The organism is Kineothrix sp. MB12-C1 (assembly GCF_030863805.1).
Taxonomy (GTDB): Bacteria; Bacillota; Clostridia; order Lachnospirales; family Lachnospiraceae; genus Kineothrix.
The window spans coordinates 3467443-3491900 of record NZ_CP132957.1; the positions used below are offsets into that span (position 1 = coordinate 3467443).

At 34.7% G+C, this 24458-nt stretch carries 28 protein-coding genes and 1 pseudogene; 25 read left to right on the plus strand and 4 right to left on the minus strand.

Translation table 11 applies throughout. The features are described from left to right. The first annotated feature begins 9 nt into the window (after nucleotides 1-9). The 7 genes from RBB56_RS15910 to RBB56_RS15940 all read left to right on the plus strand — a co-directional run bounded on the left by RBB56_RS15910 (nucleotide 10) and on the right by RBB56_RS15940 (nucleotide 3948). A complete protein-coding gene (locus RBB56_RS15910) occupies nucleotides 10-534 on the plus strand; it encodes a siphovirus Gp157 family protein (RefSeq protein ID WP_306719948.1) in 525 nt (174 codons plus the stop codon). A gap of 11 nt (nucleotides 535-545) precedes the next feature. Beyond that, a complete protein-coding gene (locus RBB56_RS15915; protein ID WP_306719949.1) occupies nucleotides 546-857 on the plus strand; it encodes a hypothetical protein in 312 nt (103 codons plus the stop codon). Between the two features lie 54 nt (nucleotides 858-911). Then, nucleotides 912-1271: a hypothetical protein gene (locus RBB56_RS15920; RefSeq protein WP_306719950.1), complete on the plus strand. Its 360-nt coding sequence runs from the start codon at nucleotides 912-914 to the stop codon at nucleotides 1269-1271. 382 nt (nucleotides 1272-1653) lie between these two features. After that, on the plus strand, nucleotides 1654-1851 hold the full coding sequence (locus tag RBB56_RS15925; protein ID WP_306719951.1) for a hypothetical protein: 198 nt from the start codon (nucleotides 1654-1656) through the stop codon (nucleotides 1849-1851). Between the two features lie 41 nt (nucleotides 1852-1892). Further along, on the plus strand, nucleotides 1893-2207 hold the full coding sequence (locus RBB56_RS15930) for a hypothetical protein (protein ID WP_306719952.1): 315 nt from the start codon (nucleotides 1893-1895) through the stop codon (nucleotides 2205-2207). A 35-nt stretch (nucleotides 2208-2242) separates the two neighbouring features. Beyond that, on the plus strand, nucleotides 2243-3013 hold the full coding sequence (gene ku, locus RBB56_RS15935; protein ID WP_306719953.1) for a non-homologous end joining protein Ku: 771 nt from the start codon (nucleotides 2243-2245) through the stop codon (nucleotides 3011-3013). Further along, a complete protein-coding gene (locus RBB56_RS15940; protein ID WP_331525999.1) occupies nucleotides 3013-3948 on the plus strand; it encodes an ATP-dependent DNA ligase in 936 nt (311 codons plus the stop codon). Before ku ends, RBB56_RS15940 begins: the two co-directional genes overlap by 1 nt. A 573-nt stretch (nucleotides 3949-4521) precedes the next feature. Here RBB56_RS15940 and RBB56_RS15950 read toward each other — a convergent pair. Together RBB56_RS15950 and RBB56_RS15955 are read right to left on the minus strand one after the other, a co-directional pair. Then, nucleotides 4522-4995: pseudogene (locus RBB56_RS15950) on the minus strand (IS3 family transposase); the annotation flags it as partial. Further along, nucleotides 4992-5333, minus strand: coding sequence for a transposase (locus RBB56_RS15955; RefSeq protein WP_236875328.1), 342 nt, complete (start codon nucleotides 5331-5333; stop codon nucleotides 4992-4994). The gene RBB56_RS15955 and the pseudogene RBB56_RS15950, both read right to left, overlap by 4 nt. A gap of 131 nt (nucleotides 5334-5464) precedes the next feature. Between RBB56_RS15955 and ligA the strand changes: the two genes are divergently transcribed. From ligA to RBB56_RS15985, 6 genes are all read left to right on the plus strand, one after another. Beyond that, on the plus strand, nucleotides 5465-6976 hold the full coding sequence (ligA, locus tag RBB56_RS15960) for an NAD-dependent DNA ligase LigA (protein ID WP_306722190.1): 1512 nt from the start codon (nucleotides 5465-5467) through the stop codon (nucleotides 6974-6976). 42 nt (nucleotides 6977-7018) lie between these two features. Continuing rightward, the gene (locus RBB56_RS15965) at nucleotides 7019-7267 is read left to right on the plus strand and encodes a DUF6061 family protein (RefSeq protein WP_306719954.1); all 249 of its coding nucleotides are present in this window, start codon (nucleotides 7019-7021) and stop codon (nucleotides 7265-7267) included. Nucleotides 7268-8184: 917 nt separating this feature from the next. Beyond that, nucleotides 8185-9192 (plus strand): Fic family protein, encoded by a 1008-nt coding sequence (locus RBB56_RS15970; protein WP_306719955.1) that lies wholly within the window; start codon nucleotides 8185-8187, stop codon nucleotides 9190-9192. Nucleotides 9193-9431: 239 nt separating this feature from the next. Next, nucleotides 9432-9923, plus strand: a complete 492-nt coding sequence (locus tag RBB56_RS15975) for an HD domain-containing protein (RefSeq protein ID WP_306719956.1) — start codon at nucleotides 9432-9434, stop codon at nucleotides 9921-9923. Between the two features lie 35 nt (nucleotides 9924-9958). Continuing rightward, nucleotides 9959-11011, plus strand: a complete 1053-nt coding sequence (locus RBB56_RS15980) for an ATP-binding protein (protein ID WP_442905409.1) — start codon at nucleotides 9959-9961, stop codon at nucleotides 11009-11011. A 77-nt stretch (nucleotides 11012-11088) separates the two neighbouring features. Then, nucleotides 11089-12306 carry a hypothetical protein gene (locus tag RBB56_RS15985; protein WP_306719958.1) on the plus strand — a complete coding sequence of 406 codons (1218 nt, stop codon included), beginning with the start codon at nucleotides 11089-11091 and terminating at the stop codon, nucleotides 12304-12306. 6 nt (nucleotides 12307-12312) lie between these two features. Here RBB56_RS15985 and RBB56_RS15990 read toward each other — a convergent pair whose 3' ends face one another. Then, nucleotides 12313-13080 carry an ATP-binding protein gene (locus tag RBB56_RS15990; RefSeq protein WP_306719959.1) on the minus strand — a complete coding sequence of 256 codons (768 nt, stop codon included), beginning with the start codon at nucleotides 13078-13080 and terminating at the stop codon, nucleotides 12313-12315. 10 nt (nucleotides 13081-13090) lie between these two features. After that, nucleotides 13091-14638 (minus strand): IS21 family transposase, encoded by a 1548-nt coding sequence (istA, locus tag RBB56_RS15995; RefSeq protein ID WP_306719960.1) that lies wholly within the window; start codon nucleotides 14636-14638, stop codon nucleotides 13091-13093. 668 nt (nucleotides 14639-15306) lie between these two features. Between istA and RBB56_RS16000 the strand changes: the two genes are divergently transcribed. The 12 genes from RBB56_RS16000 (at nucleotide 15307) to RBB56_RS16055 (ending at nucleotide 24322) form a co-directional block, all read left to right on the plus strand. Next, nucleotides 15307-15615: a PadR family transcriptional regulator gene (locus RBB56_RS16000; protein WP_306719961.1), complete on the plus strand. Its 309-nt coding sequence runs from the start codon at nucleotides 15307-15309 to the stop codon at nucleotides 15613-15615. Between the two features lie 36 nt (nucleotides 15616-15651). Then, on the plus strand, nucleotides 15652-16017 hold the full coding sequence (locus RBB56_RS16005; protein ID WP_306719962.1) for an ATP-binding cassette domain-containing protein: 366 nt from the start codon (nucleotides 15652-15654) through the stop codon (nucleotides 16015-16017). Between the two features lie 24 nt (nucleotides 16018-16041). Then, the gene (gene chrA / locus RBB56_RS16010) at nucleotides 16042-17214 is read left to right on the plus strand and encodes a chromate efflux transporter (protein ID WP_306719963.1); all 1173 of its coding nucleotides are present in this window, start codon (nucleotides 16042-16044) and stop codon (nucleotides 17212-17214) included. A 354-nt stretch (nucleotides 17215-17568) separates the two neighbouring features. Beyond that, the gene (locus tag RBB56_RS16015; protein ID WP_306719964.1) at nucleotides 17569-17889 is read left to right on the plus strand and encodes a multidrug transporter; all 321 of its coding nucleotides are present in this window, start codon (nucleotides 17569-17571) and stop codon (nucleotides 17887-17889) included. A 95-nt stretch (nucleotides 17890-17984) separates the two neighbouring features. Beyond that, nucleotides 17985-19052, plus strand: a complete 1068-nt coding sequence (locus RBB56_RS16020; protein ID WP_306719965.1) for an HNH endonuclease signature motif containing protein — start codon at nucleotides 17985-17987, stop codon at nucleotides 19050-19052. After that, entirely contained in the window at nucleotides 19036-19569 is a 534-nt protein-coding gene (locus RBB56_RS16025; RefSeq protein ID WP_306719966.1) for a nucleoside triphosphate pyrophosphohydrolase, read from the plus strand. Before RBB56_RS16020 ends, RBB56_RS16025 begins: the two co-directional genes overlap by 17 nt. Nucleotides 19570-19733: 164 nt before the next feature. Next, on the plus strand, nucleotides 19734-20333 hold the full coding sequence (locus tag RBB56_RS16030; RefSeq protein WP_306719967.1) for a type IV toxin-antitoxin system AbiEi family antitoxin domain-containing protein: 600 nt from the start codon (nucleotides 19734-19736) through the stop codon (nucleotides 20331-20333). Between the two features lie 135 nt (nucleotides 20334-20468). After that, entirely contained in the window at nucleotides 20469-20657 is a 189-nt protein-coding gene (locus tag RBB56_RS16035) for a helix-turn-helix domain-containing protein (RefSeq protein WP_306719968.1), read from the plus strand. Nucleotides 20658-20856: 199 nt separating this feature from the next. Continuing rightward, on the plus strand, nucleotides 20857-22134 hold the full coding sequence (locus RBB56_RS16040) for a tyrosine-type recombinase/integrase (RefSeq protein ID WP_306719969.1): 1278 nt from the start codon (nucleotides 20857-20859) through the stop codon (nucleotides 22132-22134). Nucleotides 22135-22770: 636 nt separating this feature from the next. Next, nucleotides 22771-23220, plus strand: coding sequence for a LytTR family DNA-binding domain-containing protein (locus RBB56_RS16045; RefSeq protein ID WP_306719970.1), 450 nt, complete (start codon nucleotides 22771-22773; stop codon nucleotides 23218-23220). Continuing rightward, nucleotides 23217-23624 carry a hypothetical protein gene (locus RBB56_RS16050; RefSeq protein WP_306719971.1) on the plus strand — a complete coding sequence of 136 codons (408 nt, stop codon included), beginning with the start codon at nucleotides 23217-23219 and terminating at the stop codon, nucleotides 23622-23624. The genes RBB56_RS16045 and RBB56_RS16050 overlap by 4 nt, the downstream gene beginning before the upstream one ends. A 2-nt stretch (nucleotides 23625-23626) precedes the next feature. Then, on the plus strand, nucleotides 23627-24322 hold the full coding sequence (locus tag RBB56_RS16055; protein ID WP_306719972.1) for an ABC transporter ATP-binding protein: 696 nt from the start codon (nucleotides 23627-23629) through the stop codon (nucleotides 24320-24322). The last annotated feature ends 136 nt before the right edge of the window (nucleotides 24323-24458 follow it).

The following is a 24458-nucleotide window of genomic DNA, read 5'->3' on the forward strand; positions in this document are numbered from 1 at the left end:
GATTTTTATTTGAGTAAGCTATATGAATTAACTGGAGAATTTTTAGAATTGATGAATATGTTGGAAGATGAAGAGTGTGATGAACAAACTATCATGGATACACTCGAAGGAATTGATTATGAGATAGAAATGAAAGCTGATGGTTATGCAAAGATTATTAAATCAATAGAATCTAATATTGATGGTTTGGAAAAAGAAACGAATAGGTTATCTAGTAGGAAGAAAACGTTTGAGAATAGAATTAAATGGTTGAAACAGAATCTTGAAATGTGCATGAGAGTGACTGGTAAAAAGAAATTTACAACGGATTTGTTCTCATTCAACATTCAGAAAAATGGTGGTAAAAGAAAATTAATAATTGACGTAGATGTGGAAAAAGTTCCCAAAGAATATAGGATTGCACAGCCCGATGCAATTGACGGAGATTCTATTAGAGAATATTTAAAAGAGAATGGGCTTGAAGGACAGGACGGTTCTATTAATTGCGAATTTGCTCACTTAGATCCACAGGGTGAAAGCTTACGAATTAGATAGGAGAGTGTAAAATGAAATCTAATTTTTTAGAAACTTTAGAACAGTATTATTTTGATAGAGATGATTTTGTTCAAGCGTTTAAGAAGGTATTTACTACTGATGAAATAATTGATATTGAAGTAGAATGTGGTTGTAATAAAAATTATGATAATTTTCTTCTTCATCGTTATGATGATGAATTTTATATAATTCATCGAGATAGTGGAACTGTAATTAATTGGTATAAACATTTGGGGCGTACTAACACTTGTAACAAAAATGGATTAACTTTAGTTGATTTACATGAGTTCCTTAGTCTTCTAAAAGATGATATGACAGAATGATTTTACAATGAATCTTATTTTTCATTAGATATTAATGCGAGGGAAGGTGAATAAATGTATCAAAACTGCTGTAAAAAGTGCGAAAGTATATCGTTGCATACAGAAGTAAAAGGAAATAATACTGGTTTATATTGTGATGATTGTGGCTCGTGGATCACATGGTTAGGCAAAGATGAGTTAAGAGCATTCGAGTATAGTAGAAAAGATAAAGAGAAGAGCGGGGCTGGGTTATGTGGTAATGATATTCTAAATAAAGAAAATATTGATTATTCTATTAAGTTCATAAAACAGAGAATAAAGCTTGTAGATAGCGAAGAAAGAAAACTAATGCATGGGGAACGACAAGCATTAAATATTGCTTTAATTGCTTTAGAGAATGTTAATATAAGTAGAGAAAATGATAATTATAATTAAAAAAGAGACGGTTACTTCCCGTCTCTATATGTATCGTGTTTGGTTATTTCTATATCAAAAAACTTTGTTTTTATTTTTATGTCATGTGTCTTGTCCTTGATACATATATACAATATGGCTTTAATGCCATATATGATTATAGTCAAAATAAAAACAACTCCTAAAATAGTCTCCATAGGAACCACCTTTCCAGAAATAGACAAATTAATAGTTTCAAAAAATAAATAACTTTCATTAACTATTAAATTTTCTGGTTAAAGATTTTATTTTAGTAAGTTGGTCATCAAATTAATAGATATTTAATTAATTTAAATTATATACAAAGAGAGAAAGTTTGTCAAGCAAAATGACGATTTTAAAGGAGTTGTAGAAAGGTAATAAAATGAAAGAAAAGAAAGTAAATGTTGTTACGGTTAGATGGAATGATGGCTATAAGGAAGATTTTAATGCAACTGAGGTGAGGTTTGGCAGTGATTTATTATGGATGCGTTTGGAAGATGGGAATAACAGACACATACCTTTAAGGCAGGTTCGATGGTTTGGCGCATCTATTGAAAGTCATCAAATTACGGGGATGTAAACGATTGAAAGAGAGGATTCCTAAGGGGAGTGTTTAAACCAATGAATGCTAGGGATTTTGATAAGATGATTGATGAACTAAAGGAGTCATGTGTTGAGATTTGCACAGGAAATTATTATTGCGACAAGTGCTTAGAGTTTGATGATGTATTAGAAATACTACGGAGATATATCATACCGGATAAAGATGAGGAATTAACAACGAATCCATCTTATAAAGAATGGTCGCAAGAAGATTTTCTAAAACAAAGAGACAAGTATAAGAAGGACTATCAAGACTTTTGTGAAAGATACGAAAAAGAGAGAAATGAGATACGATTTAGAACATTAGATAGGGATACTGATAATTTCTCATAATCTACACATACTAATCAAAAAACGAGGTGGCTAGTATGGCAGTTGCTCATAAAAGTGCTATAAGTGTTGGGATGTTGTATATACCGGTAAGTTTGTATAAAACTACAAGAGATATATCCGTATCTTTTAATCAGCTTTGCAAGGATACCCATGAACGAGTTAGATATAAAAAGATATGTCCATCATGTAACAAAGAGGTAACAAGTGACGGCATAATTAAAGGTTATGAGTTTGAAAAGGATAACTATGTCACATTTACTGAGGATGAGTTAGAAAAAATAAAGACAAATAAAGACAAAACTATTCATATTATGCATTTCACGAAGTTATCTGATGTAGATCATATATTTTATGAGAAGAATTATTATGTTGTCCCAAACGCTGGAGCCGAGAAAGCTTGTGAGTTATTAAGGCAAGCTATGTTATCTAAAAAAGAGGTTGCCATTGCAAAGACAGTAATAGGAACAACTGAAAATTTGATTGTGTTGTATCCGACTAAGGATAATATAATTGCTAAAACACTCTATTATCAAGCAGAGATACAAGCAATCCCAGTTTCTACGGTGAAACCAACTATTGATAAAGCTGAATTAGATATGGCAAAAACCATGATAGATGCAATGACATCTGTTTTTGAACCGGAGAAGTATCATGATGAATACCAGGAGAGATTGCGGACAGCAATTGAAACCAAGATAGCTGGAAGGGAAATCCAGACGGCAGATACTGCAAGACCTGATAATATTATTGACCTAATGGAAGCCATGAAAAAGACTGTGGAAATGTCGAAGAAGGGTACTGCATAGTGGATATATTTGATGAAAAAAATGTTAAACCTATGCTTATAAGTGAAATGAAGGATGCTTTCAACTCTCCTGAATATATTTATGAAATAAAATGGGACGGGATTAGGTGTATCTCATTTCTTGATAATAAAAGTGTCGATATGCGGAATAAAAGAAATAAAATAATGATTCCTTTCTTCCCGGAACTGACAGACTTAAATAAGCAAGCAAAGATAAAATGTATTTTAGATCATGAGTTGGTTGTTCTTAAAAACGGTGTACCCGATTTTTATGAAGTTCAATCAAGAGCATTAAAAAGTAATCCATTTAAAATTGAATTGGCTGCAAAAAAGTATCCGGCAAGCATTATTGCATATGATATATTGTATTACAAAGATAAGGACATTACTTCACTACCACTGATAGAAAGAAAAAAGTATCTTAGTGAAGCCGTAGTCGAGAATAATCTTTTGGCAGTGTCAAGGTATGTTGAAGATAATGGCATTGAATTGTTCGAAGCTGTAAAAGTAAAGGAACTAGAGGGAATCGTAGCAAAAAGAAAGTCTAGTTTATATTGGCAAGGCAAAAGAACTAAGGACTGGATAAAGTGCAAAGTTATGGCGAATGACGATTGTGTTGTATGTGGATATATTCAGAAAGCAAATAATATGACAAGCCTTATCTTGGGACAGTACGACAATGATGTGCTGGTATATAGAGGACATGTAACGCTCGGTGTGAGTCTAAGGATTATGAATCAGTATAAGTATCAAATTATTGATTATTCACCGTTTGGATATATACCTCCCGGCAACGATGAAGCTATATGGGTTAGACCTGAATTAGTGTGCATAGTGGAGTCTATGCCGACTGAAAAGGATTCATTTCGGCAGCCTGTTTTTAAGGGCTTTAGGGACGATAAATTAGCAAGAGAGTGTGTAGTCAAGGCAGAGTGATTTCTGCCTTACATAAAAACCAATAAGTTAATATAACCGAAACAAAGGAATGGTATTAAAGAGTTTCCATTCAGAAATCAAATAGTTAACCGTAGTATTTATACCAACTAATTGATATACATTATCGATGCTCTTAAAAATATGTATAACACCCATACTATCATTAGTAGTCTTTTGGTAGCATGAGTTAACAAAATTAAAATAAATACACTTGAAAATATATAACTGTAAAAGGTGGTTTAGCCATTTGTTATTGATTGTAGTAAGTGAGATATTCATTCGCTTGTCCTCCATTAAATACTATGTATAGATCAAAAGATTTATTACAAATGGAGAATTATTATATAAGCAATACAAGAAACGGGGATTTCAAAGGAGGATGTTATTGAATAAAGTAGATAGAATTAAAGAATTAGTAGAAGAACTAAACAAAGCCGCAAATGCCTATTATAAGTACGATAATCTAACCATGACAGATAAGCAGTACGACGACTTGTACGATGAGTTGTTCGCTCTTGAAAATGAAACAGGATACATATTAACTGGATCTCCTACACAGAAAGTTCAGGGAGAGCAGTCAAAGATGGCTGAAACATACAGTTTTCCATCAGAAGCTTTTATTTCAGTCATATCAGTAATACATTTTTTTAGAGGTTTTTCAGCAGTGAAGTCACGTTTTATTAAATCATCTGATTTCCGGGCTTCTTTGTCAGCTTTAGTAATACCATTAGGCTTGCGTTTTGGTTTGTGATTAAGACCAATTTCGTCCATGACACGATAAACAGTTCTCTCGCCGGGAATGTGTATACCCTCCGGCTGTTTGAGTTGTAATGCCTGATACATACGGATTCTTCCATAAGTGTCATTACATTCATCCTCACTACAAATATCAAGCATTGCATCTGCCAATTCCTGATATTTCCATGGAGCATCCTTTGCTTTTAGGTATTTATTGAATGCTTGTCTGGAAACATGAAGCACTCTGCAATAAAAAGAAATTTTGCCCTTAATCTCGCCGTCATCAGTTTTGGTTGCAATAAACATCAGTCTCTGTTTTTTGCTGACTTCCGACGGCTGGCTGCGAAAAAAGCACTGGCTTCTTCGAGAAATTCATTTTCTTCTTTTAAACGACGGATTTCCTTATCCTGCTCTTTAATGCGCTTTTTGAGTTCGATAAGCTCATCGTTAAGAGATAAGGCATTCTTAGGCGTATGAACCGCGTCATTTGCGCTGAGACGACCTTCTTTGAAGGCTTTTATCCAGGTGTACATAGTACCCTTGGGAATCCCTAATTCGTTAGCTGCTTTATGCCCACCAATTTCCTGAGCAAGTTTTACAGCTTGTGCTTTAAATTCATTGTCATAAGATTTTTGATTTTGTGCCATAGGTTGTTTCTCCTGTTCTCGTATTGATTATGATTATATATCAAAGTCCTTGAGAATAGGGTGTCAACTTTTATGATACAACATCAAACGGTATAGTCGGAGAGGATGTTACTCATACATTTAGGCACTGCATTAATCTTCCAGTTAAACTAAGAGAGCCAGCAAACATTACGTTTAGAGGAGAATGTGTAATACCGTGGGACACATTTGAGGAAATTAATTCCGAGTTAGAAGAAACGTATTCTCACCCACGTAATCTTGCAGCTGGGACGCTGAGACAGTTAGACGCTAATATCGCTATTGAACGAAAGTTAGAATACTACGTGTTTGATATAGTAGATGGATTTGAATCTGGAAATCTAATAGGGAATTATGCCTATGTAGCAGATTTGGACATGCCGGTTGTGGAACATTGTATGGTTAGAGGAAATTTAAAAGAGTGTTTTAGTAAATTTAATCCAGAGAATTTTAGATTACCTGTTGACGGACTTATTTACCGCTATGATGATACAGGGTATGGGAAATCCCTTGGAGCCACTTCACATCACCCTCTTGATATGTTGGCTTTAAAATGGCAGGATCAATTATATGAGACGAAGTTAACAGATATTGAATGGAACACATCTAAGACAGGCTTAATAAATCCGGTAGCAATTTTTGAACCAGTAGATCTTGATGGAGCTATTACTACAAGAGCCACACTACACAATGTATCTTATATAGAAGATTTAGAATTAGGAATTGGCGACACGATACAAATTTACAGAAGCAACATGGTAATACCTAAGGTACATGCAAATCTTACAAAGAGTAATACATGGATGATTCCGGATAAATGTCCGTGCTGTGGAGGTATGGTAGAAATCCATAACGAGAATGGTAGTAAGACACTTCACTGCTGTAATAATGGTTGTGGTGCAAAGTTGTTATCGAGGATAGTACATTTCTGTTCAAAAAACGCCATTAATATAGAAGAAATGAGCGAAGCTACAGTTGAGTTTCTTATAAATAAAGGATGGGTTTCTAATTTTAAGGACATCTATGATTTAAAACAGTACACCGGTGAGTGGATTAGATGTAGCGGATTCGGTAAGAAGTCTGTATATAAATTGCTTGATAATATAGAGAAGAGTAAAAATACGACTCTTGATAGATTTATTTATTCACTTTCAGTACCTCTTATTGGAAGAACTGCAAGCAAAACTATATCAAAGTATTTAAGTGGTGATTTTGAAGACTTTTATGATAAGTGGATAAATAATTACAACTGGGCATTGCTTGATGATTTCGGTGCGATTATGAATGATAGTATGAATAATTTTGTCCGGCACAATTTCTTGTGGGTAAAGGAATTGGCAGACGAGTTCACGTTTGAAAGGCAAAAGGAGAATAATAAAAATAGTAATGTTGATTTATCGGGGAAAACATTTGTAATTACTGGTTCATTAAATACTTTTGGTAATAGAGATGAATTAAAAGAGCTTATTGAGAGTTTTAGTGGAAAAGTGTCTGGAAGTGTAAGTGCTAAGACCAATTATCTTATTAATAATGATAATTTAAGCAGCTCATCAAAAAACAAAAAGGCAAATGAACTGAAAGTCACTATTATCAGTGAAGAAGAATTTCTGCATATGATTAAATAACCTATTTTGATATTGGCGTGTCGAAGTAGAGAATAATAATATATGGCAATTGCATATAACATAAATTCAAAAATCACAAATTATAATTACTGTGGACGCGCAGTGAAAGAGGCTGGATATATATTACGGCTAGATTGTGGGAAGTGGGAAGATGGAATTAAGACCACTATGAATTCACAGGGCAGATTGGATGCATTGGCAATTGATGATCCACTGGAATATGTGATGTTAGCAATGGATAAGGAAATGCAGGTGTGGGTGGATGCTATGGATGATGATAGTGTTTGGTAGTTAGAAGCTTATAAAATTGATGTTGTATTAGAATGTTCCCATGGAATTTCCATGGGGAAACGAACTTTTGATGGGAAATTTCCAATGAAAAACTTAAATCTATGGGGAATTTCCGGGGGGATAAAAAATAGAGATTTTAAGTGTATATTTTACCGGATTTTTTCCATGAGGAAAATCCATAGGGTAATGAACTTTCCATGGGGGATTTCCAATGAGAAATGCTAATTCATGGGGAATTTCCATGGGGAATATAAAATATTAGGGGTTTTAGGGGAGTTACTCCACTAACAGGTGGTAAAAAGCCAGAGATGGCTTAGTTGCGTATCCTGCCATGTCGGTGGGGAGTGTTTTGTTTGCAAGGCAATGAGACATGGATAAAAAAATGACGGATACAGATAATAAAAAGTGTATATTGGAAATGTATTAGGCAATGAGATGAGTGTTGTTATTGGAACTAATTTTGCAGTTAGTATTAAACAAAGTCCTTGGGGGTCTGTTGCTAGATACGCATAAGAGACGGCTCCGGTCTCTTATGCATCTAGTTAGGGAAAATCCCCTAAAACCCCTGAAATATTGTAGTGATAGCACTATTTGCTATCATTTTAGAAAGTGAGTTCACAAAATGATATCATAGGCAAAATTTGAGTGCATAAAATGCTATCACTTTTTTGAGGGAATTATACCGGTCTGGTTAATGCAGTTGAAGTGAGTGCACTTTTTGCTATCATTTTGAAAAGTGAGTACATAATTTGCTATCACAGAGTGATTTTGATGGCATTTTATGCTATCACATATTTTGCAAATTATTTGTAAAAGTAGTAGTATTATGAAAGCTTGTACGGTATAATATTGTACAAGTAATAAAACAATGAAGTTTAATCATGCAAGTGTAAATTCGAGCACGCAGAGAGGTAAATATGAGCGAAAAAGGTTATGTTCCACCATATACAATAACAGATAAAACAGTAAATTTAATTTCTGCTATTACTGAAATAATAACCAAAATCACAATAAATGATGATATGAGTAATAATCCAAGACTTAGACGAGATAATCGTATTCGTACTATTCATGCTTCGTTAGCAATTGAAAATAATTCCTTATCTTTGGATCAGGTAACTGATATTATCAATGGAAAAAGAATTCTTGGTGCACCAGATGAAATATGCGAAGTAAAGAATGCTTTTGAAGCATACAATAGGCTGTTGGAAATGAATCCATATTCCATTAAGGATATGCTTCAAGCACATAAAGTGTTGATGAATGAATTGACAAAAGAGGCAGGAACATTTCGTAGTGGTGGTGTAGGAGTTTTTGCTGGAGAACAGTTAGTCCATATGGCTCCACCAGCAAATCAAGTTCCACATCTGATTAAAGAATTGGTAGATTGGGCAAAAAAAGCAGAAGTGCATCCACTCATAAAAAGTTGTGTATTTCATTATGAATTTGAATTTATTCATCCTTTTGCAGATGGCAATGGACGAATGGGACGGATGTGGCAGACATTATTGCTGTATAAATGGAAATCGTTGTTTGGTTGGCTTCCAATAGAAACATTGATCAGAGAGCGGCAAGATGAATATTACAAAGTGCTTGGCGAATGTGACCAAAGTGCTGATTCAGGAAAATTTGTAGAGTTTCTATTAAAAACCATCTATGATGCATTATGTGAAATTGCAGATACCGAACAAGTAGGAGAACAAGTAACCGAACAAGTTGAAAGATTATTAGAGGTTATTGACGATAAAGAATATTCAACGAAAGAACTTATAGAATTGCTGGGGTTAAAACATAGACCAACTTTTAGAGATAACTATTTGTTGCCAGCTTTGGAACTTGGGTTGATTGAAATGACGGTGCCTGATAAGCCAAATAGTAGTAAGCAGAAATATAGAAAAGCTAAAATATTTTTAAATAATGGATAAAATATGGATTTTGTTTTTAAGATAGTTCAAGTAGATGGAGAAGCTTAAATAAGATTGAACGCAAATATTCGAAAAAAAAGCTATAGTTTAGACTGTAGCAGACAAATAAAAGGGAATATATAACAAAGAAATATTGAAACGTGTTTTTAATTAAGGTACTAAGGATTTAGAGTACTTTGTCTAATATTTTAAAACATATGATTAAATTATTTTTATTTACACATATAGGAGGGTATATTTTGAATACACTAGAAAATTGTGAGTTGTTTAAGTTGTTGACGGAAAAAAGTAGTGAGAATAAAGAACAATATATTTCTATACTTAGATTGATTGAGAAACCTGTTGGAGATTTGTTAGAGTTTACAAAAACAAATTTTCCAAATTATACTGACCACACGATTCAACACTCATATAGAATACTACGGTATTTATCTAAAATACTTAGTAGAAAAATGAAAGATAACTTGAATGCAACAGAAATTTTTAGTTTGATTCTCGCTGCAATGCTTCATGATATAGGTATGAGTAATTCAACTGAAAAAGATATTGAGAAGTTGCGTAATGAGCATGGCAGATTTGCCGAGGAACCTATAAATAAGTTATTAGAACAATTAAAAATAGTAAGTAATATAAAAAGAATTTCAAACTGCGTAATATATGTTTGTGAATCGCATACTAAAGAATTACAGAAATTATACGCTGAACCAAAACTAAAAAAACTGATACTATAAATGGAGAGAAAGTAAGATATGGATATCTGACGATTTTGCTTCGAGTAGGGGATTTATTAGATATGGAAGAGGATAGAACCTCATATATAGTTAATGTGATTTTTCCAAACTACTATTTAAAGGACGATTCTTTGAAACATCATAGGCGTTGTGAAGAATTAGTTCAGTTTGACTATTCTTATGAAAAAATTGTGGCAGTCGTAGAAACCGTTGATAGAGAAAATTATAAATTATGGACAGGCTGGTTTATGTATCTAAAGGATGAAATTGTTCAGGCTAATACATATTATTTTCGTGAATTTGTTGAAGGTGAGAGTATACCACAATTTGAATATGAAATAAAACCCGCGGAAGGTGCAAATTTTTGTACTGAAGAGATTAGGTTTGAAATAGATGATAAGGGAGCACTTTGGGAAATAATATCAAATTCTGTATATACCGCAGAGTTTGATTTTATTCGAGAGTTGGTACAAAATGCAGTAGATGCATGCTTAATGGAGTGTTTCTTGAATAAAGATAATAAATTGGAATGTGCTTTTCAAAGGACATGGCCTACAAAAGATTACTGTGTGGAAATAATGTATTCTGAAATACGAAATGAGTTAGTAATACATGATAATGGTGTTGGAATGGCGATGGAAACACTAAAGAGATATTTATTTAAGACCGCTGATTCGGGTTATAGACATTTGGATGTAGACAGGGATTTTTCATTTCCAGCGATAGCTCGATTTGGTATAGGATTTGTAGCATGCTTAACAAAGGCTAAAACAATTAAATTATATACCCAAGAAGTTAATGCGAAAGAGGAAATCGGTGTTGAAATAGAAGAAAAAAGTAATTTGGCTTTTATTGAGCGCCGTGAAAAAACAGAATTTCATGGTACAATAATAACTTTAAAACTTAAAGAGCACTATTCACATGCACGTATCGAGAAATATCTTAAATCATATTTTCGAGAAACAGCTGTTAGAATAGAGCTACTTAATTTAGATATCTTAAATAAGATTATTGGGGATAGTGAATTTTTGATGCCAGAGAATTTAAACGATTTTACTAGTGTTTTGAAAAAAAGAGAGCGTTTATAAATGAATCAAAAATATATCATGAAAAAAATAATCAAATTAGGGAGACTATTAATCAATGTGATACACTACGGCAAATTATGATAAATATTAGTAGTGATGATATTTTTCCCTTAAAGAAAATAGTACCAGAGCATGCTAAATTAATAGAATTGCTGAATTCACAAAAAACGATTATCGACAAAGAAATAATAAGCAAAATAGGGAAGTATACGGAGACTTCTATAGACACTGATCATAATGAATATGAAAGATTGTTAACGGAAATTATTAAAATATTGAATAATCATCAAAATGATAATTTAAATAAAACAATCAACGATTATGATGGTTTGATGACTGAAATTAGCATTAACCGATGTGATCATATCTTTGATAAAGATGTTTGTATTATATACCTGAATAATAATTTTTACATAGAGGATGTAAGTTACAAAATTGAATTAGAAAAAATCAAGAGTGGCAGGGGAATTATTATTATAAGAACTGAATGTGAAATCTCAAAATATGGAATAGAATTTGAAATAGCAAATGCATTTCTATTTCAAGAAGGTGTGTTAACAAATAGCTTGTTAAAAGTTCGAAGTAATAATTATCAAATTACAGATGATGGTGGAGATGCGTTTGTTGCACTTGATGAAATTTATGATATTCAATACCAATTAGAATTGGAATTTCAAGAGGAGGAAGAGGTTGATAAATACAATAAAATGGTTAAGGATTTACAAGAAGAGAAATACTCATATAGAGTGGATATTTTATATGGGGATAGAGACATTAAGTTATTAAGAGATATAAGTGCAGAGAAAATAAATGAACAGAAATTAAGTGAAGGAGTGAAATTTCTAGATACTGACATTTATAGTAGTATAGAAAAAATTGGTATGGTACCACATTTTGAGAATTCTTTATTTTGTCAAGATGGAATAAAAATTAATATTGATATAAGTGGATTAATACCATTTAAAACAGGCAATTATAAATGCAATTTATTTGGAGAGTCTAGATTTGAGTTAAACATCACAAGGCATGACATAAATAGGGATAGTACTTTACTTAACAAATGGATGGAGAAGTATGGAGTAGAAATACAGAAGAAAGTAATTAAAAATGTTAAGAAGATATTAAAGAATTGTGGAATGGAAAATGTAAATCTTAATGAATATATTAAGAACAAAAACGATGATATTTTTGATAAATCTGCTTTTGAACAATTTTCGAAATTGCATATTCCAGCCAAACAGCATAACCGTCCCGAAGGGACGGCATGCTATTCCGCTTCAAACTGCACGTTGTAGATTTTGTTACTTTCTCATGTCTCTTCCATTGCACTCAAGGCGGTACGCCTTAGATGTCATCCTGCTTAAGCAGGCATCCGCATAGGTGTTATCTTTGAAGAGGTCCCACCACTTGATGACGGGAAGCTGAGATACAATCATTGTTGCCTTTTTACAATCTCTTGTTTCAATGATTTCAAAGAGGTCACGGCACTTATCCATGCTTAGTTCCATAAGACCGAAATCATCAATTACCAGCAAGTCATAAGCTGCCATCTGATTTGTATAATCGTAGGCATGACCAAGTTGACGTGCCTTTTCACTTTCTAGAAGAAGTGCATTGGCTCTGATATATTTTACTGTTCGTAGCTGTTGTAAAGCGGTAATGCATAGTGCATTCGCGATATAAGTTTTGCCTGCCCCAGCGCTACCAGTAATCAATAGATTTTTAGGTTCGTCAATCCATTCACATTTTTGTAGTAACTCAATGGTGTGAGTATCCAGCATACGATCTGATTCGTAAAGACCAGAATCAAAGTCTGCAGTCGGATATTTCAAGGACGCTTTCTTAAGTAGCTTGTTGAACTTTGTGTTCTGACGCTGATCCCATTCATAGTGAATAATCTCAGATATACGGGTATGAAAGTCCTCGAGTGCCGTGTTGGGGTTAAGGAACTGCTTCTCCAATGCCTCCGACATGTGGGACAGGCGGAGTTTAAATAGTTTGTTCAATAACAGATTTTCATCAGTGCTTAGCTTGTCATTGTATGTATAGTTTTTTTGTGTATAAGCCATAATTCTCACCTTACTTATAGAAGCCCTTTCCTCGGATGTTTTCGTGTTCAGGAAGATCTCCTGGACTAATCGGATTGCTTTGCATTCGACTTAATACCTGCTTAAATGTTTTGTAACGGCAGGAGTTCATTTGAATACACTGACGTGCTGTTTCTTCTACGATTCCATGCGGCATTTCTTTTACCGTATGAAGAAGCCCAGCACACGCATTATAGGCTTGTTCCTCGTGTTTAGAAGCTTTCAGTAGCCTATCAATGCATTCTTCCATGTTAGGTCCGAATACTGAAGCCCAGCGCCTATAGTAAGCACCATCCTTTTCATTGACTTCCTTGTAGTAAAGGTGTTCCGGTCTCATATGACTATCTTCTGTGATGTATTTGGGAAAGTCCTTGTAAGACCGTTTGTGTTTGCAGATCAATCTGTTGTATCCATCGCAGATACGGATTTCTGATGCTGTTGCCTTTATAATTGCAGGTTTTCCACAATGGGTATACACTACTGAATAGTAGTGATCGTCATACTCGATGTGGTAATTATCAGGAATTCTTGTGACTGTTTTGTAATCGCATACCGTGAAGCATCCGCCTGGCAGTGGTTTCATACACGGTTTGTCGTACTTTACAAATGCGTCGGCTCTTGAGTAATTCTTGTTTTGAAATTTCCTAGAGTTGAGGGTCGCTACTATTTTTTGTATGTCAGCGTTCAACTCTTCCAAAGAGATATAAATGTTCTCTTTGAGTTTTTCTACAAGATGGGTTTCAAGATAGCGCACGTGATTCTCCACGGTAGGTTTCCCTTTCGGTTTTCGAGGCGGTGGAGGGAGTACGATCGTATCGTAGAAATCTTCCAGATCAGAATAAGCAGACTGTAAAATCAGCTCATCCTTGGTATGCTTTGTAACAGCAGCTTTTAAATTGTCAGGAACAAGATACTTAGGTATCCCTTCATAGAATTGAAGTGCATGAACCGTTCCTGTCGAGAAGCTTTGCAACTTTTCATCTAAGAATGCTTCCGCATAGATATAGCTGCTAAGTCCCATCGTGGTTACGAATAAATGTACCTTCCGTATTTCGCCGGTTTCTGGATCCATTAATAGCTCTGGTTGGTCACCGACCCAATCGATGTACATTTTTTCTCCGGGAACGCGTTCCACTGCCATCTTGACATCACGCTTTCCAAAGTTTTGTTCTACGAAGCGGTTATAAAGTTCGTAGAACTGGGATTGTTCGTATCCATCAGGATGTTCCTGTTTGTATTCCATCCAACAGTAAGATACATTCACCTTACTTCCTTTGGAATGAATACGATTGAAATAGTGCTGGAATTCTGGTAGTTGGATGTCTTTGCGTTGTAGGTTCTCGGGTGGATAAAACAGCATCTCAACCTCAGGTGGTTCCATGGATTTTAGTTGCTCCAGGGCGAAACCCGAAGCATTGTAACGTTTTAGAATAAGCTGCACCGTTCCGGAGCCGATATGATATCGGTCTTGGATCACACTGATTGAGCACTTATTCTGGCGCATTTGAATCACGCCAATAATAGTGTTGTAGTCTTGCATTTGCATGCCTCCTTTCGTAGTTTGTTTTATGACTACGAAAGAACTATAACACGTTGAAAATATTTATGCAGTTAAAGCGGAAAGGCGTGCAGAACCGGTCGGAAGTGCCATGCAGTTGCTATCGGAATCGGCATGCAGATTGACCGGAAAATGCAATTTTCGAAATTATTAGAGTTAATGTAAAATTCATTCAAAAATAAATAACATTGTATTGATTTGCTGTTCTTTCTTGATTCTAAAAATCATTTACGTTACAAGAAAGATTAAATAGTACACGAAACTCAGAACCATAAAAATATTAAACAGAAACAAATGCATCTATATAAGACTCTAGGTGCCGTGTTTGATTGTAAATATTATCTACATGTGTGGATTTGTTCCTACACTCCCCACACGTTGAGTGCGTGACATTGATGTTGAGGGCTGAAATATAAACCCTGTTGGTGCGTGTTGAGATAAATGCATAAATATATATAATGACCAGAAAGTCAATTAAGGGTCGCGCTATTGAGTGGATATTGTCTTGTTATAAATGTACAAATGATTTTATCAAATATCTAAGGTATTGCATCCAGTAAGAAGGCGTGCTATATTATAATCGAATCACGATAACGAATCACGATAACGAATAACAAAATCGAAATCATGTATCAATAAGGAGAATATCTATGTCTGAAAAAGTATTAAGAAAGTTGTTTTTAGGATTTATCAGCATACACATTCTACATCATGCAAAAAAAGAACCAATTTATGGGCTTTGGATGATCGAGGAGCTTAAACATCATGGATACAATATTAGCGCAGGTACACTTTATCCGATTCTAAACGGTATGGAGAGGGATGGACTTCTTGTTTCTTCAGAAGAAAATGTTGAAGGAAAGATAAGGAAATACTATAGGACATCTGTTCATGGAGATGATGTTTTAGAAGAAGCAAGAGCAAAAGCCTATGAATTGTTCAAGGAAATGAAAGAGTAGGTGAGGATATGAGCAAATTTGGTCCTCCTTCAGGGAATGGAATACGGGATTGATACTGTCATCGGTGAGGGAGAATCGCAGCTATCTTTTGGCCAAATGCAGCTATTATCATTACCTAGAGCCATAGTAACCAATCCTCCAATATTATTGTTAGATGAATTAACTTCAGGTCTAGATGGGGTAACTGAGAGAACGTTACTAAGTGCCATTCGTCAAGTCAGTTCAAATCGGACAATTATTACTATCAGTCATAGAATATTCGGCATTATTGATGCGGATACAGTAAACATCATGGATGCAGGTAAAATTGTAGAAAGTGGTTCGCCAGAAGAACTTTCAAGTAAAGAAGGCTGGTTTGCTATTTATAAACGTCTTGAAGAGCATGGTCGGAAAGTCGGTTAAAATAATAAATAAGGAGAAAATAAAATGAAAAATATTAAATGGAGTACTTTTCTTAAAGATGTATTCATTTGTTCTTTGGGGTCATATGGAGGACCTGAGGCACATTATGGTGTGTTTTCATCGATTTTGGTAGAAAAAAGGAAATATTTAACTGAAGAAGAACTCACAGAGATGATAGGGCTTTTCGCACTAGTACCAGGTCCAGCTAGTACACAAACGATTACTGCCATCGGTTACTATGCTGGTGGTCCGATATTGGCTTTATTAACATTTTTAGTTTGGGTATTACCAGCGATTGTTACTATGGGTTTGATTGGTGTGTTTTTTACTCAAATCGATTCGAATGATAGTTGGAAACCAATCATTACTTATTTACCAGCTGTTGCTGTAGCCTTCATAATATACGCAGCTTTAACACTTTCTAAAAAAGTTCTTAAGGAAACTAAAGATTGGATTCTGTTCACCATCATGTTAATCCTTAGTCTACTCTTAGTTGGCTACTCAATGTGGGTGGTACCGATTTTATTGGTGCTCGGTGGGTTAGTCATTTTGATACCACATTTGAAAGAAAAAAGTGAAAACAGAGTTACTTATAAGCCAAGATGGTTAATCTTAGTGGTTGTGATTGGCTTAGCCGTTTTGAATGAAGGTTTAAGAACGTGGATTACAGCCCCATGGGTAACCTTATACACCTCATTTTATCGTTATGGCTATTCGGTCATTGGTGGGGGCCAAATTGTCATCCCTTTGATGATACAAGATCTTGTACAGTCACAATCCCTTATTTCACTCAGGGATTTCCTCTCAGGTTATGCTATAGACCAGGCCATTCCTGGACCACTGTTTAGTTTTGCAGCATTCGTATCTTCAAGATCCTTTGCTGGTACTGGATTTTCATTTTTAGCAGGCTTAATAGGTGGTTTTAGCATATTCATGCCAGGTACACTTTTAGTGTTTTTTATATTCCCATTATGGAGGTCTATGCGTAAAATTATACATATTAAATATTTTTTAAATGGTGTTACTGTTACAGCTGCAAGTTTAATCACAATGACAGCAATAACACAATCCTTTGAATTACCAGTTGATATCTCAGTTTATGGAGTTGTAATAGTTAGTACATTATTGTTATTATCAAAGAAAGTACCAGCACCATTAATCGTTGTTATTGCAGCGGTATTAGGTTTTCTTATTTAGTTAGTCGATATATTCCCGCATACCATGAAAGCGCAAAAAACGATTGACCTGTTCCCCCATACCACGACATCAATAATAGCAACTCAGGCCAGAGGGCTAAGCAATGAACACTTTGATTGATATATTCCCACAAACGAGAGTCAATATTGGATATGTTCCCATCTTCGAGTGTGGATATAATCCCCATAACCATAGGGGTTGAAAAAGCAGTATTGATAGCTATCAATTCAACTCAAGGCACGTGGAGAGTGTGGTTTTGGAGAAAGGATAAAGATTTTTGATGCAATAATGTGTGGGAGTTAAGGGGAACTTGATAAACAATTTTTATGATGAGCACTAAGAAAGGTAAAATTGATGATGGAGCCTACGAAAAAAGACTGGAAGCTTTTTAAAGATAAGATTGGTATTTGGCAGGAAACTTATATAGAGAAAATTAATAAGGAATACATATTACTTTTAAGTGGGGAATTACCTGAGTCAACCAAATTCTGGGAGTTGGAAAAAAGACTTAAGATTGATAAGAAAAGACCAGGTGTTTGTATTGAGTTAACTAAGTCCAATATGATATTTGACATAGTTTCGCTAATGAATGATGGCGTGATTAGTTTAGAAAATCTTGATGAGTTTAGTGATGAACTGAAAGAATTCGTAAAGTTTTTGTTGGAAAGGCTATAAATGTTGTTTAGGTTGTAAGGTGAGTTGTATTTTATAGTAAGTAATAGGCACTAGTGCTAGATGCTTCGAAGGCAGATACAAAACAGATTTTTGATATGATAAATAATTGGTTAGATACATTTATAGACGTTGAAAGGAACCCACTTATGGCCGGTTATGATTTAAAAGAAGAATCCTACATACAAAAGCAACTTACCGAAGATGACCTTTGGTCTATTTTCAGTGGAATGTTTTCAAGCAAAGTTTCTCACGATACAAGTTATAAGTACGGTTTCTTCAAATCAATATTAGATAGTCTTTACAATGCAGATGAAAATCTTGTCCTTACTTTTGATCAGCTATTTTACAAATTTACAGAGATTTATTGGAATCTGGTTTTAAAATATAATCTTAGGCAAAAAGCAAAAACTAAGGATGGAAGAGAAACTTCGCTGGAACGTGTATTAAAAGAAGCTTTAAACAAACAGGAGATTATCGCTGATGTTAGTTTTGAAGCAATTTCCGATGAAATGAAAATCAAGATTTCCCATAAAGTGAAGATGAAGTGTAAGGAAAATGTAGTGGGTGCTTTGTTCGGGGATTCAAAACATACTTTATATTCATTTTCTAAGAAAAGCGAATACATACAGTTAAATCCACTTGTTTATGCGTTTATGACAAAGCATAAGATAATTCTGGAGAAAATGAATTACTTTGAATGGGCTAAATATTTGGAGAAAGTCAATGAAAAATCCTCAACCAGAAACTTGCTTAACAATTTGGATACCATTACGTTCCGAAGTGATTTGTCTGTTTATCGGAGAATATTGTTTGAAGAATTTGAAGAGCGTTCCTGCTTCTATTGTGGTAAGGAATTAAAGTATGGTGATATTCATGTAGACCACTTTATTCCATGGTCATTTATCAAAGATGACAGTCTATGGAATTTGGTGCTTTCCTGCCCACAATGTAATAGAAAGAAGTCAGATAAGTTGACGCCAGAACTATTTGTGAATCATTTAATCAAAAGAAACCATATCATTCTAGAAAAAGATGCTGACCAGATTTCAAAGTCATATCAAGACCAAAAGCTTCGATTAATTTATTATTGGGCAAAATGCAATGGATATCATGAAATCTGGACACCAGGAAGGAAGGTACGTACACTTGAAAAAATACAATAAACTTATTAGAGATAGAATTCCTGAAGTAATTGAAAAAGATGGACACAAGGCAAAATTTAAAACACTTTCAGAGAAAGCGTACCTCGGAGCTTTGGATAAAAAGCTTATGGAAGAAGTGAAAGAATATCAAGCAGATAAGAGTATCGAAGAAATGGCAGATGTACTGGAAGTCTTATATGCTATTTGTAAGGCTCGTGGATATACACTAGACGAGTTGGAAGCAAAACGTAAGGAGAAACATATAGAACGAGGTGGCTTTGAGAAAAGGTTATTCTTAGAATATGTGGAAGATGATGAACAGAGTCAGACCGGTACTATTTCCGATATGATTGCTTTAAAAAAGTGGAGTAGCTTTCCAGATGATTTAAAAGAGGCACTTTTAAACAATGTGTTTTGCGCCAATTGTGGAGTAAGCTCAATTGTTGATTATGCAATTGTTCGTGACAAATATGGAATTGTACTTCAAGGGAAATGTGCCAAGTGTGGTGATTCTGTTGCTAGATATGTAGAGGATTAAGTTATTAAATTTCGATGAGCCCTGAACTTTTGAGCTCGTTTTTGGTTTTTATACATTTTTATGGATAGTGAGAATATAGAATTGTATTTACAATCGTACTTTAAATTTATATAATAAAAAGTATAACATGAACAATTAATAGTAGGAAGGAGATTGAATAAACTGTGAATCTAGAAGTTCAAACCATTCGACAGATAGCAGAAAATTCAGATGGCATTATTACCACAAAACAAGTGGAAGAAGCCGGGTTAAGTAGAACTATTCTTAAATCATTAGTCGAAGAAGGCATTCTTGATAAAGAATCAAAAGGTATTTATTTCTTAGCTGATTATTTTGTAGATGAATATAAAGTAATACAAATTAGAAGTCAGAAAGCTATATTTTCTTACGGTACAGCTCTTTATTTGCTTGGATTATCGGATAGAACGCCACATTTTTTTGATGTTTCAGTTCCACAGGGATGCAATGTATCCAGGATTAAGAAGGACAATCCCACTCTTCATTTTCATTATGTAAAAAAGGAGTGGTGGAATATTGGAATCACCAGTATCCGAACACCCTTTGGAGGAATTGTGAACATATACAATAAAGAGCGATGTATTTGTGATCTTATCCGTAATAAGAATGATGTTGATATTCAACTATTTACACAAGCACTGAAAGATTATTTTAAGCAGAAATGTGATATCAGACTTTTAAGTGAATATGGAAAAGTATTTGGAATAAACAATAAAGTTCGAACCTATGTTGAGGTTCTGTATTAGAGTGTAGAATTGCCAGTCACTGACTGGTAAATTAGAAATTTCAATAGAAATAGCATTTAGGCTAAGCCTGGATGCTTTTTTTGCGAGTAAAAGAATAATTTATGTATAGAACAAAATCATAAAAGGAGGTCACACATGAACCAACAACCCGAAAAAGCCCTACTCAACCTAGAAGAGTTCTGCTCATATCTAGGAATCGGTAAAACCAAAGCAAGAGAATTACTGAAAGACCCATCAAGCACATTTACTTTCAAGATTGGCAATCGCTATTACGCCAACAAGAAGAAGTTGGATCAATGGCTTGACCGGAACAGCGGGAACTAGCCTATGATGAACATAGAGAGAATACCTGAAATGATAATACAACAGACAGTGTCTGTTAAATTAAGCAAGCACATCACAATTACAAAATTAAATAATATAATCCAAATAGCCTGTTTTATAGTATAATAAGTCCATACATTGCTATGTACTTACGATTCCTGTAATGCAGGTTGTTTTCGTTTATGAAAGGAGCCTGTATATGGGAAAAGATTTAAACGGAAAAGAGCTGGGCACAGGAATTATGCAGAGAAAAGATGGAAGATACGTTGGTCGGTTTACCAATCGTTTTGGACAGCGGCAGGAAGTAAAAAGCCGTGATCTAAAGGAATTAAAGACGTTATTAAATACAGCAATCTATGAAGATACCAATCATATGAATTTGTGTAAAACGTCAATTACCTTAGATAAATGGTTCAAGACATGGATGGAGCACTACAAAGAAAATACCATTTGTGCGAATACCAAGCGACGTTATATGGAAATCTATCGGATGCATATTTCACCAGTTCTGGGAAAAATGAAACTGCTGGACATTACACAATTACAGATTTTGCAGCTTTTAAAGAAAATGGATGCAAAGGGCTTACAGTTTGAGAGCCGAAACAAAGTTCGGATTTTGCTTCAGGATATGTTTGATAAAGCAATGATTAATGACATGCTTTACAAGAATCCGGCAAAAGGAATCAAATTGGGCGCACACGATAAGAAAGAGCCTAGGGTACTTAACCCCGAAGAACAGGCAAGTTTTTTCGAGTGTTCCAAGGGCACATTTTATGACAATCTTTTTGTGGTTGCCGTATCTACAGGTCTAAGACCTGGTGAAGTATGTGCGTTAACACTAAAGGATGTTGATTTCAAAGATTCTCTTGTCCGTGTGAACAAAACCCTTGTCTATCAGACCTTTGAAGGGGATGAGAAAAAGACCTTTCATTTTGATGATCCTAAGACCAAATCAAGCAAAAGAGAAATTCCTATGAATCATCAGTGTGCACTGGCACTAAAAAAACAGTTCATGCAGCGAAATGTTGTTATGGGAAGAGCTACCGCCAAACCCATTGCAGGATTTGAGGAACTTATCTTTACCACCAAATTTGGAACACCAATCAATACCCAGACTTATTCGGATGCAATTAAGGCAGTATTAGAAAACGTAAACCTATGCAGGGATGAACTGGAGAAAATTGAATATTTCAGTCCCCATTGTTTTCGACATACCTTTGCAACCAGATGCTTTGAGGCAGGCATCAAAACAAAGACTGTACAACAGTATTTGGGACATGCCACCTTACAGATGACCATGGACTTATACACTCATGTGCTAAAGGAACATTCACAGGAAGAAATGACAAAACTGGAAAAAGTTCTGGACAATACATTGGATGTTTCAGATGCCACAATTCATGAAAGATTTAATAAATTCCAAGAGTCAGATAAAGAGAAAGATAACATCGTTTATCTGAGTTCCGTAGGTACCTGAGAGAGCCAAAAACTCTTAAAGAAATGCTCAAAATTCTTCAGGTGCCAAAAATGGTGTCATATTCCATGAAATTGGTGTTGGTGCCTAAGAAACCAATATTCTATACGACTTCGCAAATCAAAACAAACACACGTTTGCACGTCTTATTATGTATATCAAGTCCCACCTTATGAATTATAAGGTGGGAGTTGGAAGTTATCAGAGTGACGCCGTACGAGTTATAAAAAATGCCTTGAAAACCTTAGAGTTTAAGTGGATTGCGGCGATTTGGAAGTGGTTTTCCATCGTAAGGTATCAATTGCATAAATTTGGTGAAAAAATATAATGGGATAATTTTAAGGCAAAAAGTGAGCTGAAGAAGCTATTTTTTGCCTTTTAAAATAGGAAAAAATATAGATGACATAGTAAACAATTTTTGTGGTGTATCAGAAATTAGTGGTATTATTTTAAATAGAAACCTGTAAAATTTGGCAGTACAAAAAGAATATTTTGTCGAAAATATCAAAGGGGAAGGTAGCTCATATACCTTTGCCTATATTTGGAGTAAATTGCATTTCAGTATATCGTTTCTGTATCTTAGTAGTAATCCCATTGAGATACAGAATATTTTTCTATACAATAAAAGCAGGTGATGTGATGATTATAAAATTGGAACAGGATTTATCAAGAAATGACATTGAAATACTAATTAAGTATGCAACAATGAATAAAGATGTAGAACGGATTGCTGCTATATTGCAATCCGCAGATACCCGGATAAAGTGTAAGTTGGACGATAGGGACAAACTTGTAAACGCTTCCGATATTTATTACTTTGAAAGTGTGGATAAAAGGACATTTGTTTATTGTGAGCAAAGCGTTTATAGGACAGAATCCCGCCTTTATCAATTGGCCGAAGATTTGGCTCATTTAGGGTTTGTTCAAATAAACAAAGCCTGTATCTTGAACATAAATGTGCTTGATTCCATTAAACCGCTGCTAAACAGTCGGATGGAAGCAACACTAAGAAATGGCGAACGGCTTTATATAACGCGTAAATACCTTGATAACATAAAACAGGCATTACAGGAGGGGGCACGGTTATGAGAAGAATAATCTTAAATATAACGTCAACAACAGGTATTACGCTTGTCATACTTGCAATTATCGGAACGCTTTCCGGTGCAAAATTTATTTTTATCAATAGTGTTTTCCAATCTCTTGCTGCAAATATCATAATCCATTTGGGGTATTTGCTGACCGGCCAATTTGAAAGTGAATACGTCATATTAGAAGCCACCCTTGATCTTGGATATACTATAATCGTTCTTATTACTTTTGGATATACTTTTCATTGGTTTACCAGTACGCCAATATGGATGCTCGTTATCATGGCCATGGTGATTTATTTTGTAGGATTGCTTTTGAACATATTCCGCATTCAGGAAGAAATTGACATAATCAATGGATTATTGCAAAGCCGCAATAAAAATCAAAATAAGGGGATATGACAATGAAAGTGATTTTAAAATCGAAAAATATTACTAAAAAATATGGAAAAGAAAGTATTATCGATGGTATTTCACTTGATATTTACGAAAATACATTTACGACAATTCTAGGACCAAGTGGTTCTGGAAAATCTACTTTGTTAAATATCCTTTCGGGACTGACACGGCCCACTTCTGGAGATGTATGGTATGGGGAGAATGTTATTTCTGATTATTCAGAGCCTCAGCTTGCAGACTGGAAACGTTGGGAGGTAGGTAATGTGTTTCAAAACTATATGCTTTTAAACAACCTTACAGCAGAAGAAAATATTAAAATCGGTATTGCTCCCGGCAAAACACCGCTTGCATTTGACAGATTGATCCGTATGCTTGAAATCGATGATATTTTAGAGAAGTTTCCTGCACAGCTTTCCGGCGGCCAGCAACAGCGGGTTGCCATAGCACGAGCGGTCATCAAAGCACCACGCCTGCTGTTCTGCGATGAAGCAACGGGGGCATTGGATGAAACGAACAGTAAAAAAGTGGTTGAACTTCTTCATAGCCTAAAGTCTGCTTTTGGGGTGACAATTCTTTTTACCACGCATAACGCCCAAATTGCCGAAACGGCTGATCGTGTAGTTACGATTAAAAACGGTGTGCTCCATAAAGATGTAACGAACAAAAATCCAATATCAGCCAAAGATATGGCATGGGGTTAAAAATATGGTGCTTGTGTATAAACAACTAGCAAAACAGATGATACATAATAAAATTTTTATGCTCCTTTTACTTTTTCTGACAGTGCTTACGTCACTTTCATTCCACTTTGTTATTTTTTCTATTGATGGTAACATA

Excerpts from the sequence above, each read along its gene's own strand:
- RBB56_RS15915 (WP_306719949.1), top strand. The coding sequence starts at position 546 with ATGAAATCTAATTTTTTAGAAACTTTAGAACAGTATTATTTTGATAGA.
- RBB56_RS15920 (WP_306719950.1), top strand. The coding sequence starts at position 912 with ATGTATCAAAACTGCTGTAAAAAGTGCGAAAGTATATCGTTGCATACA.
- RBB56_RS15925 (WP_306719951.1), top strand. The coding sequence starts at position 1,654 with ATGAAAGAAAAGAAAGTAAATGTTGTTACGGTTAGATGGAATGATGGC.
- RBB56_RS15930 (WP_306719952.1), top strand. The coding sequence starts at position 1,893 with ATGAATGCTAGGGATTTTGATAAGATGATTGATGAACTAAAGGAGTCA.
- ku (WP_306719953.1), top strand. The coding sequence starts at position 2,243 with ATGGCAGTTGCTCATAAAAGTGCTATAAGTGTTGGGATGTTGTATATA.
- RBB56_RS15955 (WP_236875328.1), bottom strand. The coding sequence starts at position 5,333 with ATGGCACAAAATCAAAAATCTTATGACAATGAATTTAAAGCACAAGCT.
- RBB56_RS15965 (WP_306719954.1), top strand. The coding sequence starts at position 7,019 with ATGGCAATTGCATATAACATAAATTCAAAAATCACAAATTATAATTAC.
- RBB56_RS15970 (WP_306719955.1), top strand. The coding sequence starts at position 8,185 with ATGAGCGAAAAAGGTTATGTTCCACCATATACAATAACAGATAAAACA.
- RBB56_RS15985 (WP_306719958.1), top strand. The coding sequence starts at position 11,089 with ATGATAAATATTAGTAGTGATGATATTTTTCCCTTAAAGAAAATAGTA.
- RBB56_RS15990 (WP_306719959.1), bottom strand. The coding sequence starts at position 13,080 with ATGGCTTATACACAAAAAAACTATACATACAATGACAAGCTAAGCACT.
- istA (WP_306719960.1), bottom strand. The coding sequence starts at position 14,638 with ATGCAAGACTACAACACTATTATTGGCGTGATTCAAATGCGCCAGAAT.
- RBB56_RS16000 (WP_306719961.1), top strand. The coding sequence starts at position 15,307 with ATGTCTGAAAAAGTATTAAGAAAGTTGTTTTTAGGATTTATCAGCATA.
- RBB56_RS16005 (WP_306719962.1), top strand. The coding sequence starts at position 15,652 with ATGGAATACGGGATTGATACTGTCATCGGTGAGGGAGAATCGCAGCTA.
- chrA (WP_306719963.1), top strand. The coding sequence starts at position 16,042 with ATGAAAAATATTAAATGGAGTACTTTTCTTAAAGATGTATTCATTTGT.
- RBB56_RS16015 (WP_306719964.1), top strand. The coding sequence starts at position 17,569 with ATGATGGAGCCTACGAAAAAAGACTGGAAGCTTTTTAAAGATAAGATT.
- RBB56_RS16020 (WP_306719965.1), top strand. The coding sequence starts at position 17,985 with ATGATAAATAATTGGTTAGATACATTTATAGACGTTGAAAGGAACCCA.
- RBB56_RS16035 (WP_306719968.1), top strand. The coding sequence starts at position 20,469 with ATGAACCAACAACCCGAAAAAGCCCTACTCAACCTAGAAGAGTTCTGC.
- RBB56_RS16040 (WP_306719969.1), top strand. The coding sequence starts at position 20,857 with ATGGGAAAAGATTTAAACGGAAAAGAGCTGGGCACAGGAATTATGCAG.
- RBB56_RS16045 (WP_306719970.1), top strand. The coding sequence starts at position 22,771 with ATGATTATAAAATTGGAACAGGATTTATCAAGAAATGACATTGAAATA.
- RBB56_RS16050 (WP_306719971.1), top strand. The coding sequence starts at position 23,217 with ATGAGAAGAATAATCTTAAATATAACGTCAACAACAGGTATTACGCTT.
- RBB56_RS16055 (WP_306719972.1), top strand. The coding sequence starts at position 23,627 with ATGAAAGTGATTTTAAAATCGAAAAATATTACTAAAAAATATGGAAAA.